The sequence below is a fragment of the Pedobacter sp. B4419 genome, from assembly GCF_059693725.1.
In genome coordinates this window covers 292,432-309,218 of record NZ_JCASSL010000001.1, presented here as the reverse complement: position 1 = coordinate 309,218, position 16,787 = coordinate 292,432, and the positions used below count along the sequence as shown (strand labels likewise).

The 16,787-nt window shown below is 42.3% G+C and carries 16 protein-coding genes; all 16 read left to right on the top strand.

Going from position 1 to position 16,787, the window contains the following annotated elements:
* Window positions 1-5: 5 nt before the first annotated feature.
* The 16 genes from ilvB to AC570H_RS01075 all read left to right on the top strand — a co-directional run bounded on the left by ilvB (window position 6) and on the right by AC570H_RS01075 (window position 16,752).
* Window positions 6-1,745 carry a biosynthetic-type acetolactate synthase large subunit gene (ilvB, locus tag AC570H_RS01150; protein ID WP_497350845.1) on the top strand — a complete coding sequence of 580 codons (1,740 nt, stop codon included), beginning with the start codon at window positions 6-8 and terminating at the stop codon, window positions 1,743-1,745.
* A 6-nt stretch (window positions 1,746-1,751) separates the two neighbouring features.
* Window positions 1,752-2,354 (top strand): acetolactate synthase small subunit, encoded by a 603-nt coding sequence (ilvN, locus tag AC570H_RS01145; protein WP_497350843.1) that lies wholly within the window; start codon window positions 1,752-1,754, stop codon window positions 2,352-2,354.
* Between the two features lie 121 nt (window positions 2,355-2,475).
* Window positions 2,476-2,865 (top strand): glyoxalase superfamily protein, encoded by a 390-nt coding sequence (locus tag AC570H_RS01140; RefSeq protein WP_497350841.1) that lies wholly within the window; start codon window positions 2,476-2,478, stop codon window positions 2,863-2,865.
* Window positions 2,866-2,899: 34 nt separating this feature from the next.
* Window positions 2,900-4,381, top strand: a complete 1,482-nt coding sequence (ilvC, locus tag AC570H_RS01135; protein ID WP_497350839.1) for a ketol-acid reductoisomerase — start codon at window positions 2,900-2,902, stop codon at window positions 4,379-4,381.
* A 91-nt stretch (window positions 4,382-4,472) separates the two neighbouring features.
* A complete protein-coding gene (gene leuC, locus AC570H_RS01130; RefSeq protein ID WP_497350837.1) occupies window positions 4,473-5,882 on the top strand; it encodes a 3-isopropylmalate dehydratase large subunit in 1,410 nt (469 codons plus the stop codon).
* 91 nt (window positions 5,883-5,973) lie between these two features.
* The gene (locus AC570H_RS01125) at window positions 5,974-6,735 is read left to right on the top strand and encodes a class I SAM-dependent methyltransferase (RefSeq protein WP_497350835.1); all 762 of its coding nucleotides are present in this window, start codon (window positions 5,974-5,976) and stop codon (window positions 6,733-6,735) included.
* 136 nt (window positions 6,736-6,871) lie between these two features.
* Window positions 6,872-7,453 carry a 3-isopropylmalate dehydratase small subunit gene (gene leuD / locus AC570H_RS01120; RefSeq protein WP_497350833.1) on the top strand — a complete coding sequence of 194 codons (582 nt, stop codon included), beginning with the start codon at window positions 6,872-6,874 and terminating at the stop codon, window positions 7,451-7,453.
* Between the two features lie 82 nt (window positions 7,454-7,535).
* Window positions 7,536-9,011: an ATP-binding cassette domain-containing protein gene (locus tag AC570H_RS01115; RefSeq protein ID WP_497350831.1), complete on the top strand. Its 1,476-nt coding sequence runs from the start codon at window positions 7,536-7,538 to the stop codon at window positions 9,009-9,011.
* Window positions 9,008-10,087, top strand: coding sequence for a 3-isopropylmalate dehydrogenase (gene leuB, locus AC570H_RS01110; protein WP_497350829.1), 1,080 nt, complete (start codon window positions 9,008-9,010; stop codon window positions 10,085-10,087). Before AC570H_RS01115 ends, leuB begins: the two co-directional genes overlap by 4 nt.
* A 17-nt stretch (window positions 10,088-10,104) precedes the next feature.
* Window positions 10,105-11,265 (top strand): 2-isopropylmalate synthase, encoded by a 1,161-nt coding sequence (locus AC570H_RS01105; RefSeq protein ID WP_497350827.1) that lies wholly within the window; start codon window positions 10,105-10,107, stop codon window positions 11,263-11,265.
* A gap of 134 nt (window positions 11,266-11,399) precedes the next feature.
* Window positions 11,400-12,650 (top strand): threonine ammonia-lyase IlvA, encoded by a 1,251-nt coding sequence (gene ilvA / locus AC570H_RS01100; RefSeq protein ID WP_497350825.1) that lies wholly within the window; start codon window positions 11,400-11,402, stop codon window positions 12,648-12,650.
* Window positions 12,651-12,901: 251 nt separating this feature from the next.
* Window positions 12,902-13,585 (top strand): hypothetical protein, encoded by a 684-nt coding sequence (locus AC570H_RS01095; protein ID WP_497350823.1) that lies wholly within the window; start codon window positions 12,902-12,904, stop codon window positions 13,583-13,585.
* A gap of 135 nt (window positions 13,586-13,720) precedes the next feature.
* The gene (locus tag AC570H_RS01090) at window positions 13,721-14,098 is read left to right on the top strand and encodes a VOC family protein (protein ID WP_497350821.1); all 378 of its coding nucleotides are present in this window, start codon (window positions 13,721-13,723) and stop codon (window positions 14,096-14,098) included.
* Between the two features lie 149 nt (window positions 14,099-14,247).
* The gene (locus AC570H_RS01085; RefSeq protein ID WP_497350819.1) at window positions 14,248-14,661 is read left to right on the top strand and encodes a hypothetical protein; all 414 of its coding nucleotides are present in this window, start codon (window positions 14,248-14,250) and stop codon (window positions 14,659-14,661) included.
* Window positions 14,662-14,859: 198 nt separating this feature from the next.
* Window positions 14,860-15,465: an RNA polymerase sigma factor gene (locus tag AC570H_RS01080; protein WP_497350817.1), complete on the top strand. Its 606-nt coding sequence runs from the start codon at window positions 14,860-14,862 to the stop codon at window positions 15,463-15,465.
* A 93-nt stretch (window positions 15,466-15,558) separates the two neighbouring features.
* Entirely contained in the window at window positions 15,559-16,752 is a 1,194-nt protein-coding gene (locus tag AC570H_RS01075; RefSeq protein WP_497350815.1) for a FecR domain-containing protein, read from the top strand.
* The last annotated feature ends 35 nt before the right edge of the window (window positions 16,753-16,787 follow it).

Genomic DNA, 16,787 nt, shown 5'->3' with positions numbered 1-16,787 from the left:
AACTTATGGAAACAGCACAAAAAGAACTAACTAACGAAACACCCACTAAAACCTTTGTAGAGGTAAGTGGCTCTGTGGCCTTGTTAGAAGGATTAATTGCAGAAGGAACCGAAGTGATCTTCGGCTACCCAGGTGGCGCTATCATGCCCATCTACGATGCTTTGTACGACTATAAAGAGAAATTACAACATATTTTAGTCCGCCATGAACAAGGCGGTATTCACATGGGCCAAGGCTATGCCCGCAGTTCGGGCAAAGTTGGTGTCGTTTTCGCCACCAGCGGGCCAGGTGCAACCAATTTGGTAACCGGTTTGGCCGATGCCCAAATAGATAGCACACCATTGGTTTGTATTACCGGACAGGTTTTTGCCCATCTTTTGGGTACTGATGCTTTTCAGGAAACAGATGTAATCAACATCACTACACCAGTAACCAAATGGAATTATCAAGTAACTGACGCCAACGAAATTCCTAGCGTATTGGCCAAGGCATTTTATATTGCACGCAGTGGTCGCCCAGGCCCCGTGTTGATTGATATTACCAAAAACGCACAGTTACAATTATTTAATTATGAGGGCTACATCCCCTGCAACCATATCCGTAGCTACAGACCTAAGCCAATTGTTCGCAAAGAATACATTGCACAAGCGGCCGATTTGATTAACCAGGCTAAAAAGCCATTTATCTTATTCGGACAAGGTGTTTTATTGGGCAAGGCTGAAAAAGAATTTCAGGCGTTTGTAGAGAAAAGCGGGATTCCGGCTGCTTGGACCATTTTAGGCGCAGGTGCCATTCCTACAGACCACGAATTAAATGTAGGCATGTTGGGCATGCACGGCAATTACGGTCCTAATGTGCTGACCAATGAATGTGATGTATTGATCGCCATCGGCATGCGCTTTGACGATAGGGTAACCGGTCGCTTAGACAAATACGCCAAACAGGCAAAAGTTGTTCATTTAGACATCGACCCTGCAGAAATTGATAAAAACGTAAAAGCAACCGTTCCGGTTTGGGGCGATTGCAAGGACACCTTACCTCTGCTTACCGAATTGGTAAACGAACAAAAGCATACAGAATGGCTAGAACGCTTCAGGGCTTACAGCCAAGAAGAGATTGATGCCGTTATTCACACCGAGCTGAACCCAACTACCGAAGAAATGACCATGGGTGAAGTCATCAACCAATTGAATGTTTTAACCAATGGTGATGCCATTATCGTAACCGACGTAGGCCAACACCAAATGGTAGCCTGTAGGTATGCCAAATTTAACCATACCCGCAGTAATATTACCAGTGGCGGTTTAGGTACCATGGGTTTCGGACTTCCGGCAGCGATCGGCGCCAAGTTTGGTGCGCAAGACAAAACTGTAGTAGCTGTTATTGGCGATGGCGGTTTTCAGATGACTTTGCAGGAATTGGGCACCATTATGCAAAGTGGCATCGACGTAAAGATCATGATCCTGAACAACCGTTTCTTGGGCATGGTTCGCCAATGGCAAGAATTGTTTAACGACAAACGCTATTCATCGGTTGACATCACCAGTCCCGACTTTATCAAATTGGCCGATTCGTATTATATCGCAGGCAAGCGAATTTCAGATCGCAAAGATTTGATAAGTTCTTTAGATGAGATGCTGAACCATAAAGGCTCTTACCTTTTAGAAGTAATGGTATGCAAAGAAAATAACGTATTCCCAATGGTTCCACAGGGATGCAGTGTAAGTGAAATCAGATTAAAATAACCGGTTATGAGCACAGAAAGCAACAAACAAGACTTCACCATCACGGTTTATGCCGAAAATCAGATCGGATTATTGAACCGTATTGCCATTATATTTTCGCGTCGAAAGATCAATATCGAGAGCTTAAACACTTCTCCTTCTGAGATCGAGCACATCCACCGTTTCAATATTTTAATTCAGGAAACCGAGGAGGTGGTACGTAAGCTGGCCCGTCAGATCGAGAAGCAGATTGAAGTATTAAAGGTTTACTATAACACCAATGAGGATATCATTTGGCAAGAAATGGCCCTTTACAAGGTCCCTACTGATGAAATTGCCGAAAAAGTGTTGGTAGAACGCCTCTTGCGCGAATACGGCGCACGGGTGGTAGTGATCAGAAAAGACTATACCGTTTTCGAAACCACAGGACATCGTGAGGAAACCGATAAACTGATCGAAATCCTGCAACCTTATGGGCTAATCGAATTTGTACGGAGTGCGCGTGTGGCCATTATCAAGGCCAGCGAAGGCTTCCACAGTAAATTGCGAGAGTTCGAACGCGTAGAACCGGGCCAAGATGTGATAGAAAACGAATATTTAGATAAGGGAGATAAGGTGTTTACTATGTAGGTGAAAGGCGAAAGGTAAAAGGTAAGATGGAAGAGGGTTGTCATCCAGAGCAAAGCGAAGGATCTACTCTCGAAAACTAATCTGGGAATCTTCAATCAGCCAATAAACTAATGAACGAACAATGAAATGCAATAAAGTAGTACCGATTTTAAGGATGTTCGACTACGCAAAGGCGATCGAATTCTATGTAGACTGGTTAGGCTTCAAAATAGATTGGGAGCACAAATTTGACGACAATGCCCCTATCTACATGCAAATCTCCTTGGGTGGCATCGAACTACACTTGAGCGAACATCATGGCGACTGTTCTCCTGGAGCGCATATTCATATCGATTGTACTGGAGTAAAGGAGTTTCATCAATCCATTATCGACAAAAAATACAAATACAACAGACCAGGGCTCGAAAAAACCTTTTACGGCACTTGGTGCGTAACGGTAAACGATCCCTTTTTCAACAAGATTTCGTTCAACGAAGAACTGTCAGCGAGCGAAAAATCAACAAATAACTAATCAAGAAATCAACCAAAAATCAACAAATAAAACAATGGCTAATTATTTTAACACATTACCACTTAGAGAAAAATTAAACCAGTTGGGCGTATGCGACTTTATGGAGAATTCAGAATTTCTGGATGGCGTAAATGCACTGAAAGGAAAAAAACTGGTTATCGTAGGCTGTGGCGCCCAAGGCTTAAACCAAGGTTTAAACTTAAGAGATAGTGGGTTAGATGTTTCATATGCCTTGCGCAAGGAAGCAATTGAAGGCAAACGCGATTCGTGGAAAAATGCCACCGAAAACAACTTTAAAGTAGGCACTTACGAAGAATTGATCCCTACTGCAGATGTGGTGATCAACCTTACTCCAGATAAGCAACACACTTCGGTAATCAATGCGGTAATGCCTTTAATGAAAGAAGGTGCTACACTTTCTTATTCGCACGGTTTCAACATCGTAGAAGAAGGCATACAGATCCGTAAAGACCTAACCGTAATTATGGTAGCTCCAAAATGCCCAGGCAGTGAAGTAAGAGCCGAGTTTGTAAGGGGCTTCGGTGTTCCTACCCTCATTGCAGTGCACCCAGAAAATGATCCACAAGGCAAAGGTTTAGCTCAGGCTAAAGCATACTGTGTAGGAACTGGTGGCCACAAAGCAGGTGTATTGAAGTCATCTTTCGTAGCCGAAGTAAAATCAGACTTAATGGGCGAACAAACTATTCTTTGTGGCCTATTGCAAACTGGCGCCATTCTTTCTTTTGATAAAATGGTTGAAAAAGGAATCGACAAAGGCTATGCCTCTAAATTGGTTCAATATGGTATTGAAGTAGTGACCGAAGCTTTAAAACATGGTGGTATTACAGCCATGATGGACAGGTTGAGCAACCAGGCTAAAATCAAGGCATTCGAAATTTCGGAAGAATTGAAAACGATCATGCGTCCATTGTTCCAAAAACACCAAGATGATATCATGAGTGGCGAATTCAGCCGCGTAATGATGGAAGACTGGGCTGCTGGCGACAAAAACCTATTGGCTTGGCGTGCAGCTACCGGCGAAACCGCTTTTGAAAAAACTCCTGCCGGTGATGTAAAAATCAGCGAACAAGAATACTTTGACAATGCTTTATTATTGGTGGCATTTGTTAGGGCTGGTGTAGAATTGGCTTTTGAAACCATGGTTGATGCGGGTATCAAAGCAGAATCGGCCTATTACGAATCGTTACACGAAACACCTTTGATTGCCAACACCATCGCCCGTAAAAAATTGTTCGAAATGAACCGTGTAATTTCTGATACGGCAGAATATGGTTGCTATTTGTTCGATCACGCCTGTAAGCCTTTATTGGCCGATTTTATGACCAGGGTTGATGCCAGCTTAATTGGCAAAAACTACAACGAAGGCAAAGACGGCGGAGTAGACAATAAAGAACTGATCAGTGTAAACGAAATTATCCGTACGCATCCGGTTGAAATTGTAGGCGCCAAATTGAGAAAGGCAATGACTGCCATGAAATCGATTAAAACAGCATAAACCCCTAAATCCCCAAAAGGGGACTTAGATTTAATTTATACAATAAAACAATATACTTCCCTCCCCGCGGGGAGGGTTAGGGAGGGCCAATATGTCTAAAACACTAGTAGAAAAAATTTGGGACGCGCACGTTGTAAAAAGCGAGGCTGGTTTCCCTGATATTTTATACATTGATACCCATTTTATCCACGAGGTAACCAGTCCGCAGGCATTTGACGGATTGCGCAAACGTGGCTTGCCTTTATTTAGGCCAAAGCAAACCATCGCTACTGCCGATCATAACGTACCTACTTTAGATCAGCATCTGCCTATTAAAGAAGAGCTTTCGCGTTATCAGGTAGATATGCTGACCAAAAACTGTGCTGAATTTGGCGTAGAGCTTTATGGCTTGGGTCATCCTTTTCAGGGAATCGTACACGTAATTGGTCCAGAATTGGGCATTACCCAACCTGGTGCAACCATTGTTTGTGGTGATAGCCATACCTCTACCCACGGGGCCTTTGGAAGCATTGCCTTTGGTATCGGCACTTCACAGGTTGAGCAGGTAATGGCTACGCAATGCTTATTGCAACAAAAGCCCAAAACCATGAAAATCGAGGTAAATGGCCAGTTAGGTTTGGGTGTAACTTCAAAAGATATCATCCTTTACATCATTGCACAGATTTCTGCAGCTGGTGGTACGGGATATTTTATCGAATATGCAGGTTCAGCCATTACTTCGTTGAGCATGGAAGCACGCATGACCATCTGTAACATGAGCATCGAAATGGGTGCCCGTGGTGGATTAATTGCACCAGACCAAACCACTTTCGATTACCTGGAAGGAAGAGAATTTAGTCCAAAGGGCGAAGAATGGGACAAAGCCGTAGCCAAATGGAAAACATTGTACAGTGATGCAGATGCCAAATTTGATCAGGTATTGAAATTCAATGCTGAGGATATCGAACCAATGATTACCTACGGTACAAACCCGGGTATGGGCATGGGCATTTCGGCGCATATTCCGGCAACCAAAGCACAACCAGAAAGCGAGCAGCTATCTTACCAAAAAGCATTAGACTACATGGGCTTTGAAGATGATGCGCTATTGGTAGGCAAACCAGTTGACTATGTGTTCATTGGCTCTTGCACCAATTCCCGCATTGAAGACTTACGCGAAGTTGCCGAGTTTGTAAAAAATAGGCACAAGGCCGAAAACGTAGAAGTATGGATCGTCCCTGGCAGCAAGCAGGTAGAAAAACAGGCAAAAGAAGAAGGTTTGGATAAGGTTTTTGAACAAGCTGGCTTTCAATTGCGAGAACCTGGCTGCAGTGCTTGTTTGGGCATGAACGAAGATAAAATCCCCGCCGGAAAATATTGTGTGTCTACCTCGAATAGGAATTTCGAAGGCAGGCAAGGTCCAAATGCCAGAACATTGTTGGTAAGTCCGTTAACTGCTGCAGCAGCTGCTGTTACTGGTAAAATTACCGATGTAAGAGAATTATTACCCCTAATCTCCTAAAGGGGACGTTGGGTGCACCAAATAACAGTACATTAATAGTAATAGTTTAAAGTTCAAAAAAAATTCCCCTTCAGGGGATTAGGAAGTAAAGATGCCAGAAATCGCTTGGGACAGTAAATTATATGATCAGCAACATCACTTTGTATCAGACTACGGTGCAGATGTATTGCAATGGTTGGCTCCAAAACGGGGCGAGGCCATTTTAGACGTGGGTTGTGGCACTGGTCAATTGGCCAATGAAATTGCCAAAAGCGGTGCAAACATAGTAGGTACCGATGCATCGGCCAGTATGATTGCAACAGCAAGAGAAAACTATCCAGATTTATCTTTTGATGTAGTAGACGCTAGTCAATTGCCTTATCATGGTGTATTCGATGCCATTTTCAGCAATGCTACTTTCCACTGGATAGAAGACCAGGAAGGTTTAACTAAAAGCCTTTTCCAGAGTTTAAAAAAAGGTGGTCGATTAGTGGCAGAATTTGGTGGAAAAGGCAATGTACAAAGCATTATAGCAGCCATTGCCACCGCAGCAAAAAATTTGGGACTGGCTAATCAGGTCATCACCAATTTTTGGTACTTCCCTTCTATTGGCACTTATACCAACCTGCTAGAAAAACATGGTTTTGAAGTTGAACAGGCTTGGTTGTTTGATCGGCCTACCCGGTTAAGTGGCGAAAAGGGCATGCACATTTGGATGCAGCAATTTGCGCAACATGCCTTTAAAGACCTGAGCACCGAGCAAGCTGAAGCCATTAAAGATTTAGCCGTAGAAATTTTAAAGCCAGACTATTTTATTAAGGGCGAATGGTTTGCAGATTATAGAAGATTAAGAGTTAAAGCCTTTAAGAGGTAAAAGGTTAGAAGGCTTAAGGTAGAAGGTTTGAGGCAGATCGATAACAGAACCAAATACCTAAGAAAGAATAAAGAGTGATAGGTTGTAAGTTTTAGGCCTAAAAAACTATAAACCAAACAACTAACAACGAAACAAAATGAAAAAATTTGAAAAACTAACATCGGCAGTGGTTCCCTTAAATATAGAGAACATTGATACCGACCAAATTATACCCGCAAGATTTTTAAAAGCTACCACCAGAGAAGGCTTTGGCGAAAATCTGTTCTGTGATTGGCGCTACGACGAAAACCGTCAGCCAAAACCAGATTTTGTTTTGAACGACAAAACTTATGGTGGCAGGATATTGGTGGCAGGCAAGAATTTCGGTTGTGGGAGCAGTCGCGAACACGCTGCTTGGGCTATTCAAGATGCTGGCTTTGATGCTGTAGTAAGCAGCTTCTTTGCCGACATTTTTAAAGGCAATGCCTTAAACAATGGTTTGTTGCCAGTGCAGGTAAGCGATGATTTTTTACATCAGCTATTTACCGCTGTTGCAAAAGATCCAAAAACCGAAGTCGAAATAGATTTAGAAAAACAGACCATCACTTTGACAAGTACCGGCCAGCAAGAAGGTTTTGAAATCAATCCTTATAAAAAATCATGCCTCATTAACGGTTACGATGACATCGATTTTATCCTTAACCAAAAAACTTTGATAGAAGAATTTGAAAAAAGATGAAAGCTTAAAGACCAAAGCAAAAAGCTTGGTTTAAAGCTTATCTCTCTATACTCAAATCGCAATACCCAAATCTCAATATATAATGTTTAAGCCATTCGTCCACATACAAAACCTCAACCTAAGTTACCACAGCAAAGTGGTGCTAAAGGATTTGTATTGGGAAATGCAAGTGGGCGAAAACCTGGTTATTGGGGGAGAAAGCGGGAGTGGAAAAACTTCATTGGCCAAAGCCATTGCTGGTTTAACACCTGTACAAGGAAGTATCGAAATTGACTACGACTTATTGAGCAGTTTGCCCAAACAAGCACTATATGTGGAAAGCTGGTACCAGTTTAAAAACCTCGAAGGTGTTGCCAATTTTTATTATCAGCAACGTTATACCAGTCAGCAGGCGAAGGAAACATTAACCGTTCACGCCGAATTGGTGGCTTATGGAAAAGAAAACCAGCTCCATTTTGATCAAGTCGAGCCTATTTTAGCAGCGCTGGGCTTATCTACCTTCGCCAGTTCGCAACTCATCGAACTTTCGAGTGGAGAACACAAAAAATTGCAATTGGTGAAGGCTTTATGGTTGCAACCTCAGTTATTGATCATCGACCAGCCTTATACTGGCCTGGATGTTACTTCACGTAAAAATTTAAATCTTTTAATAGATCAGGTGGCTGAGGCAGGCGTACAATTGATTTTAATCAGCAACGATACCGAACTGCCTGTTTGTATCAATCGCTTTGCAACTATAAAAAATGGCCAATTGGTAGCGGTTGATCCCGTTGAAATCACCAATTCAGCTCCAGCAAAACGTTTGGGCACCATTCCCGATTTCCTGAAAGAATCGCCGGTTTATGCAACTACCGACATCATCAAAATGGTGAACGTTAACATCAGCTATGGCGACAAACAGGTGTTGAAAAACATCAATTGGGAAGTGAAAGCTGGCGAAAAATGGCTGTTGCAAGGCCACAATGGTTCGGGCAAATCAACTTTGTTGAGCTTGGTTAACGGCGATCATCCCCAATCCTATGCCAACGAGCTTTATTTATTTGGCAACCGAAGGGGAAGCGGGGAAAGCATTTGGGACATTAAGCAACACATCGGACTGATTTCTCCAGAATTCCATTGGTATTTTGATGCTACAGCTACTGTTTTTCAGAGCATCGCCTCTGGCTTTTACGATAGCGTTGGATTGTTCCAGCAATTGCCTTATTCAAAAAGCGCTCAGGTAGACGAACTAATCGAATACTTCGGGCTAACTGCTTCGCGAAACGAATTGCTGAGCACTTTGCCTTTGGGCAAGCAACGATTGGTATTATTGGCCCGAACCATTATCAAAAACCCCGAACTGCTCATTTTAGACGAACCTTGCCAAGGCTTGGATCAACAACAAACACAATATTTTAACCAACTGGTAGACGAGTTGTGCGCAAACGGAATGACCCTGATCTATGTAGGCCATTTCGAATCGCAATTGCCGAACTGCCTTACTCATAGACTTCTGCTTAACCAGGGCGAAGTCGTCAACAACATAAAAACTTACGAAACACAAAAAGAATTAGCATGAAGAAGCATATTTTAGTTATTCCGGGAGATGGAATTGGACCAGAAGTAACCCAATGGGGTAAAGCAGTTTTGCAACACATCGCAACAACCTATGGCCACGATTTTACCTTCGATGAAGCATTAATGGGTCACGTTGCCATCGAAGCAACAGGAAATCCACTGCCAGACGAAACCCTAGAAAAAGCTAAACAAAGCGATGCTATCCTCTTTGGTGCAGTTGGCCATGCCAAATATGACAATGATCCATCTTTAAAAGTTCGTCCAGAGCAAGGCCTGCTCAAAATCAGGAAAGAACTGGGTTTGTATGCCAATTTACGTCCAATCTTATTGTTTGATGAGCTTTTACATGCCTCGAGCATCAAACCGGCCATCTTAAAAGGAACCGATATTTTGTTCTTCAGGGAGCTTACCGGTGATGTCTATTTCGGCGAAAAATCCCGTTCTGATGACAGAAAAACTGCTTCAGATCTGATGATCTATCATAAATATGAAGTAGAACGCATTGCACATAAAGCCTACGAGGCCGCACGTCAACGCAATAAAAAGCTGTGTTCGGTTGATAAGGCCAATGTATTGGAAAGCTCGCGTTTATGGCGCGAAACCGTTCAGGAAATTGCCAAGCAATATCCTGATGTACAAACCGAACACATGTTTATAGACAATGCCGCCATGCAGCTGATCAAAGATCCGAAACAGTTCGATGTGGTATTGACCGCTAACTTGTTTGGCGATATTTTAACAGACGAAGCCTCTCAGATTGCCGGCTCAATGGGCATGTTGGCTTCCGCTTCTGTTGGCGATGGCACAGGTTTCTTTGAACCTATCCACGGCTCAGCTCACGACATTACCGGAAAAGACCTGGCTAATCCTCTCGCTTCTATCCTATCGGCTGCGCTCATGCTCGAAATCAGCTTTGGACTAAAAGAAGAAGCCAAGAAAATTGTTGATACGGTTGATAAAGTATTGAAAGAAGGCTTTAGAACCAATGACATTGCCGATGCGGCCACCAACAGATACAAAGTGCTAGGCACCCAGGAAATGGGTAAACTGGTATTGAAATTTTTATCCAATCATTAACCTAAAACCTTAAGACGATGCTACACGACCCTAACAAAGTTTATATTTTTGACACTACCCTACGCGATGGTGAGCAGGTTCCTGGATGCCAGTTAGATACCAACCAAAAAGTTGAGATCGCAAAATCGCTGGAGCGCTTAGGAGTAGATGTGATTGAAGCCGGTTTTCCGGTATCAAGTCCTGGCGACTTTAACAGTGTGATCGAATTATCGAAAGCTGTAAATGACCCTATTATTTGTGCTTTAACCAGAGCCAATAAAAACGATATTGATGTAGCTGCAGACGCCTTGCGCTATGCCAAAAGACCTCGGATCCACACTGGTATTGGGGCTTCAGACATGCACATCAAAACCAAATTCAACAGTACTCGCGAAGATATTTTGGCGCGTGGCATAGAAGCCGTAAAATATGCCAAGAAATTTGTAGAAGATGTAGAATTCTATGCAGAAGATGCCGGCAGGGCCGATATTGAATTCTTGGCCAAAATGATCGAAGCTGTTATCGCTGCTGGCGCAACTGTGGTGAATATTCCAGACACGAATGGCTACTGCTTGCCAGACCAATATGGTTCTAAAATCCTTTACCTCAAAGAAAATGTAAGGAATATAGATAAAGCGATTATTTCTGTACACTGCCATAACGATTTGGGTTTGGCTACGGCCAACTCTATTGCCGGTTTGCAAAATGGTGCACGCCAGGTAGAATGTACCATTAACGGCATTGGCGAACGTGCAGGCAATACTTCAATGGAAGAAGTAGTGATGATTTTAAAGACTCACAAGAGTCTAAATTTGCATACGCAGATCAATACCCAAGGTTTTTATGACATCAGCAGACATGTTAGCCAGCAGATGCACATGCCGGTTCAACCTAACAAAGCAATCGTGGGTGGCAATGCCTTCTCTCATAGCTCGGGCATACACCAAGACGGCTTTTTGAAAAATCGTGAAAATTACGAGATCATTAAACCAGAAGATGTAGGTTTTCCTTCGGCTGCGATTGTTTTAACGGCAAGAAGTGGAAGACACGCTTTGAAACATCACCTGGATCGCTTAGGCCACAACTTAGAAAAAGCACATTTAGACATCGTTTACCAACAGTTTTTGATCTTGGCCGATAGCAAACAAGGCATAGATGACCACGATTTGAACCAATTGGTGGCTTTGCATCTGGCCTAGGGATGGTCAGAAGTCTATAGTCCATAGTCAAAATCTCTGATGACATGCCTACAAGTGAACCAATGACTAATGAACTAATGACCAATGACCTAGACCATTTTGATACTTGATACTAGCTACTTGATACTAAAAAAATGAATACCACCACCCAACATACATTTGATTTTTTGGCAGCTGCCGAAAGGCTCAAAGACACCGTTTTACGTACGCCTCTAGAATACAATGCCCGTTTATCAGAAAGATACGGTGCAGAGATTTACCTAAAACGTGAAGACAAACAAGTAGTTCGCTCCTATAAATTGAGGGGCGCTTACAATATGATGAGTCAAATTCCGGCTTCGCTTATTCAAAATGGAGTGGTTTGTGCCAGCGCAGGCAATCATGCGCAAGGGGTGGCCTATTCGTGCAAAAAACTGAAGATCAAGGGTACTATTTTTATGCCCGAGATTACACCTAAACAAAAAGTAAGTCAGACTACGTTATTTGGCAACGGTTGGATAGACATTGTACTGGTTGGCGATACTTTTGACGATTGCTTGGCGGAAGCGCTTCGTTTTACCGAAGAAAACAACATGACCTTCGTGCCTCCATTCGATCACTATCACGTAATTGAAGGACAAGGAACCGTTGGCGTAGAAATATTAGAAGATCTGCCTGGTACCGAGGTAGTGATTATGCCTATCGGTGGTGGTGGCTTGGCCTCAGGCACTGGCATGTACCTCAAGAACACCAAACCTAACATCCAGTTGATTGGCGTGGAGCCTGAAGGTGCTCCTTCTATGGATGCAGCCTTTAAAGCTGGTCAGCCTATCAAATTAGAGCGGATCAACCGCTTTGTTGATGGTGCTGCCGTTAAATCGGTAGGACTGCTCACCTATCCCATCTGCAAAAAAGTTCTTGATGAAGTATTACTCATTCCGGAAGGAAAAGTATGTACCAGCATCTTAAGGTTATATAACGAAGACGCAATTGTTGCCGAGCCTGCAGGGGCTTTGGCTGTAGCTTCGCTAGATTATTGTGCTTCCAAAATCAAAGGCAAAAAAGTAGTCTGCATCGTGAGTGGCGGCAACAACGATATCGAGCGCATGCAGGAAATCAAGGAAAAATCCTTGCTTTTTGAGGGCCTCAAGCATTATTTCATTGTCCGTTTCCCGCAACGTCCGGGTGCTTTGAAACTCTTTGTAACTGAAGTATTGGGTCCACATGATGACATTACCCGTTTCGAATTCATCAAAAAAACCGAACGCGAAAATGGCCCGGCATTGGTGGGCATTGAACTCAGGGATAGAGAAGACTATTCGAGCCTGCTCGAACGCATGAAAGCCTTTAAATTCGACATCATCGAGCTGAACCAAGACCAAACTTTATTCGAATACCTGGTTTAATTGCCTTGATTCGTGTCGACACTTAATCGCAATGGTTCGTGTCGACACGAACCACGGGATTTGTCATTTCAGAATAGATCCTTCCCTGTGGTCTGGATGACAGTCCCTCGCCATGGTTCATGTCGACACGAACCATGGTGACTGAACCATGGCGACAAGGATGATCTCCCCTCAACCTTCCGCCCTCTACCTCCCTTGGGCCTAGCAACCATTACGTGCTATTTTACGTACTTTACAATATGCGAAGCCTGATGTTTTTTTTGTTATTGTTGTGCTGTTTGCAAAAGACACATGCCTTAGAGTATGTCGATGAAGCTGGTTATCTCCAAGCAAATCCCTTAGGCAGGCATGATGGTACCGATGGACATTGGCTCAAAGCAGACCGCAAGCACCATACTCAGACCTGGAATGTGGCCAATGAAGTGAATTTGCTCAAGGCAGATGGTTTCAATCAATACCAGGATATTGCAGAGCGATCTGATTTCTACAAATGGTTACAGCAAAAAACGGATTCATTGGGCTTCGAAACCAAATGGGCAGGCATAGCGGCTATTACCACCAGCAAACTGAGCAAACTGCTCACTACACTCCCCGAATTAACCGGCAATTCCAATAAGGAAATCCAAGCATTTGTACGTTATGGCAACCAGCTGATCTTCGATGACATTTGGAAAGACTTACAACTATTGTGCTTGGGAAATTGCTTAAAAGGAATTGAAGCGAAAAAATGGGATGGAAAGCTCTTGTTGAGGGAACAGCAATTAATTGACCCCTCCTATCAGCAGCTTTCCCGCCGATCTTTGCATTCACTCGAAAATTCATTGAGAAAAGAGAACTTATTGTCTAAATTTATCCCAGGCCTTGAATTTGATGGTAGCTTGCTCAACATCAAAGACAGATGGGTTTATGGCATGAAATTGATGGGTTATAAATAGCCTAAAGCAAATGAATATGGTAATGGTTTGTGTCGACACAAACCAGTGTGTACGCAAATGAATATAACCATGGTTCGTGTCGACACGAACCAGCATGAAATTGATGGATTATAAACACGCCAATTAAACTACAACATGGAAAAAGCAAAACTCATAGGTATAGCCCCACAACTCGTGGTAAAAGATGTAGTTAAAACCGCCGAATACTATCGTGATGTGCTTGGATTTAACACCATTGGCTACTTTTCAGACCCACCCCTGTATGCCATGGTAGAACGCGACGGATTTCAGGTCCATTTTGCCAAATCAGATACAGAAGATTTTCCTATAAATGAACAATATCGAAAAATGAGCGCCGACCTTATTATTTGGGTGCCCGAAATAGATCTTTTTTACGAGGAGGTCAAATCAAAAAATGCCGAGATAGTAGAAGGAATTGTCCAAAGAGTGTATGGCAGCAGGGAATTTATCATCAAAGATTGCGATGGCCATAAAATTTTAGTAGGAGATTAATTCCATTGTCTGTATCGACACAGGCAACGGCATCAGATTAAAAAATTAAGGTTTTATTGTTTCTACAAACAAAATGTTACAATGACTGTTTTTCTAATCAATAATATTTGGCAGTAGATTTGCAATAGTTCTTGCAAAACACACACAACATGAAAAAAATCACCTTACTCATCCTTTGCATTGCCACACTAGGTCTGGCGTCTTGCAAAAAAGACACTGTTGTTCAGCAGAATGTTCCAAACTTTACTTTTTACGCGAGCATTTTACCAAGTCAATGGCAGTCAAAAACTGATTCAGAAGGCAGTTATTATTACGTAGACATTAATAATCAAGAAATAGAAAAATACGAAGACGATGGAACAATCGTTTCATTCGCCCGTTTTGATGATGATGGCTATGATGCCCTACCTTTTACGCTTGGTACCTCGCGTTTTAGCTATACTTCGTTCCCTGGCCGAATTAGGGTTTATTTACAAAATCATTATGACCAAACCGTTTTGCCAGCCCGCCCGGTAAGTCAGATTACTGCTAGAGTTGTAATCGTTACATCTTCATCGGACTAAAGATCCACAAAGTTTTAAAACTTCGTAAATCTTCTAAAAAACGACCAATGTTCACTTGAGCTTGGTCGTTTTTTTATGCCTAAATCACCATAATCCACACATATCCGACCTTAGTGTAGCAGCTCACCACATAATACTTGCTTTTTATTATCCAAGTAGTTTTATTAGCTATATTAGTGGCCTTAAAAGATCTATTTTTTGACAAATAAGGATAAAAATATTGAAGCGGATCTCATTCGGGCGATTGTTGATGGGGATGAAAAAGCATTTGAAGCTTTATACACTTCCTATTATAAAAAACTGCATCAATTTCTCTTAAAAGTAACCCAAAACCAGGAAGAGGTTGCATCGGATATCCTACAAGAATCATTCTTGAGGGTATGGCTGAACAGAGACCGTTTATTGGAGATCGAGAATTTTCAGGCCTGGATTTACAAAATCGTCAGTACGGAAGCATTAACGCTTATCAGAAAAGAACTCCATATCAAGACAAAGGCCGACCGGTTAAAATTGAATATAGAAAATGAAAAGTCAACTTTTAGCCTCCAAAAGCCGATAGAATTTACAGAAATCAGGTCAATCGTTAAGCAAGCTGTTCAGCGCTTGCCCCAGCAACGTCAAACCATCTACCTATTAAGTAGAGAAGAGGGCCTCAGTCCCGATCAGATTGCCAAAAAATTAAACATCTCCATCAACACCGTCTACAATACCCTTACCTCCGCATTAAAATTGATCCGTCAAGAACTGACCACAGCTGGATATGGAACCTACCTCAGCATATTGCTGGTCTTAGGGCTTTTTTAAAAAAAAATTCCCTTCCCGATAGTAGTGATTAGAAAAAGTCTATTCATACTACTAACCTGGGGCAAAAACCCTGACTAACCCTAAATAAACCAAATGCGTAAAGAACGAATCCGTTATTTACTGGAACAGTATTGCAATAATGCCTTAGCTCATGAGGAGACCGTAGAACTGTCTCAATTAATTGACAAAACCAATCAGGAAGAACTCATCGATATACTGGCTACGACCATCAGCCCCGCTTCAGAAAACAATAACACTGTTATTGATGAAGCTGAAATAAAAAACAGAGTCGATCAGATATTAGCCATAGACAACAACCTTGACATTAAGGCAACTCACCCTGTACCAAGAATTAAACTGTTAAAATACAGCATCGGTATCGCCGCGGCTATTGCAGTATTATTTGGGTCTTATTGGATATTTCAAAATTTCAATGCCAAAACCAAACAGAAAGACATAGCTAAAGCCACTGAAAAAGATGTACAGCCGGGCCGTGATGGTGCCATATTAGTATTATCAGACGGTACGGAAGTTTTATTGGACAGTACAAACAGCAGCAAGGTTGTAGTCAATCGGGATGGCTCAAAAATTCGGATCAGCAACGGACAGTTAGTTTACCTAGATAGCAAAAACGGCAAGGAAAACGAATTAAACAGCATCAAAACTCCTATCGGAAGAAAATACAACCTAACCTTGTCTGATGGAACAAAAGTTTGGCTGAATGCGGCCAGCAGCATTGAATATCCAATAGCTTTTTCAAAAAAGAACAGAAAGGTTACGATTTCTGGAGAGGCCTATTTCGAAGTAGCAAAAGACCCGCAAAAACCTTTTATCGTTAACATCGAAAATAGCAAAACCAATATTGAAGTTCTAGGAACGCATTTCAATGTAAACACCTATCCAGATCATGGCAATTACAAAACTACCCTCTTAGAAGGAAGCATCTTGTTAAATACCGGGAAAAGGCAGTTCCTTTTAAAACCTAATCAGCAAGCCATCAGTCAACCACTGGCTGATCAAATACAGTTGATTAACGATATAGACCCAGCAGATGTTTTAGCCTGGAAAAACGACCTGTTTCATTTTGAAGAAGCTGACATAGCCGATGTTATGCGGGAATTGTCCAGATGGTATGATATTGAAGTAAGCTACGAGGGTAATAAACCTCCGGGCACTTTCACAGGAAAAATAGGAAAAGACCTCACGCTGCGCCAGGCATTGAAAATACTGGGTGCCACACGCGTCAAGTACAAATTAACAGAAGACAACAAATTAATCATCCAATAATCCCATCAACCTAAACCAACAAACATGACGAAAAA

Bases quoted from the DNA above. Each gene is read 5' to 3' on its own strand.
- ilvB (WP_497350845.1), top strand. From the start codon at position 6: ATGGAAACAGCACAAAAAGAACTAACTAACGAAACACCCACTAAAACC.
- ilvN (WP_497350843.1), top strand. From the start codon at position 1,752: ATGAGCACAGAAAGCAACAAACAAGACTTCACCATCACGGTTTATGCC.
- AC570H_RS01140 (WP_497350841.1), top strand. From the start codon at position 2,476: ATGAAATGCAATAAAGTAGTACCGATTTTAAGGATGTTCGACTACGCA.
- ilvC (WP_497350839.1), top strand. From the start codon at position 2,900: ATGGCTAATTATTTTAACACATTACCACTTAGAGAAAAATTAAACCAG.
- leuC (WP_497350837.1), top strand. From the start codon at position 4,473: ATGTCTAAAACACTAGTAGAAAAAATTTGGGACGCGCACGTTGTAAAA.
- AC570H_RS01125 (WP_497350835.1), top strand. From the start codon at position 5,974: ATGCCAGAAATCGCTTGGGACAGTAAATTATATGATCAGCAACATCAC.
- leuD (WP_497350833.1), top strand. From the start codon at position 6,872: ATGAAAAAATTTGAAAAACTAACATCGGCAGTGGTTCCCTTAAATATA.
- AC570H_RS01115 (WP_497350831.1), top strand. From the start codon at position 7,536: ATGTTTAAGCCATTCGTCCACATACAAAACCTCAACCTAAGTTACCAC.
- leuB (WP_497350829.1), top strand. From the start codon at position 9,008: ATGAAGAAGCATATTTTAGTTATTCCGGGAGATGGAATTGGACCAGAA.
- AC570H_RS01105 (WP_497350827.1), top strand. From the start codon at position 10,105: ATGCTACACGACCCTAACAAAGTTTATATTTTTGACACTACCCTACGC.
- ilvA (WP_497350825.1), top strand. From the start codon at position 11,400: ATGAATACCACCACCCAACATACATTTGATTTTTTGGCAGCTGCCGAA.
- AC570H_RS01095 (WP_497350823.1), top strand. From the start codon at position 12,902: ATGTTTTTTTTGTTATTGTTGTGCTGTTTGCAAAAGACACATGCCTTA.
- AC570H_RS01090 (WP_497350821.1), top strand. From the start codon at position 13,721: ATGGAAAAAGCAAAACTCATAGGTATAGCCCCACAACTCGTGGTAAAA.
- AC570H_RS01085 (WP_497350819.1), top strand. From the start codon at position 14,248: ATGAAAAAAATCACCTTACTCATCCTTTGCATTGCCACACTAGGTCTG.
- AC570H_RS01075 (WP_497350815.1), top strand. From the start codon at position 15,559: ATGCGTAAAGAACGAATCCGTTATTTACTGGAACAGTATTGCAATAAT.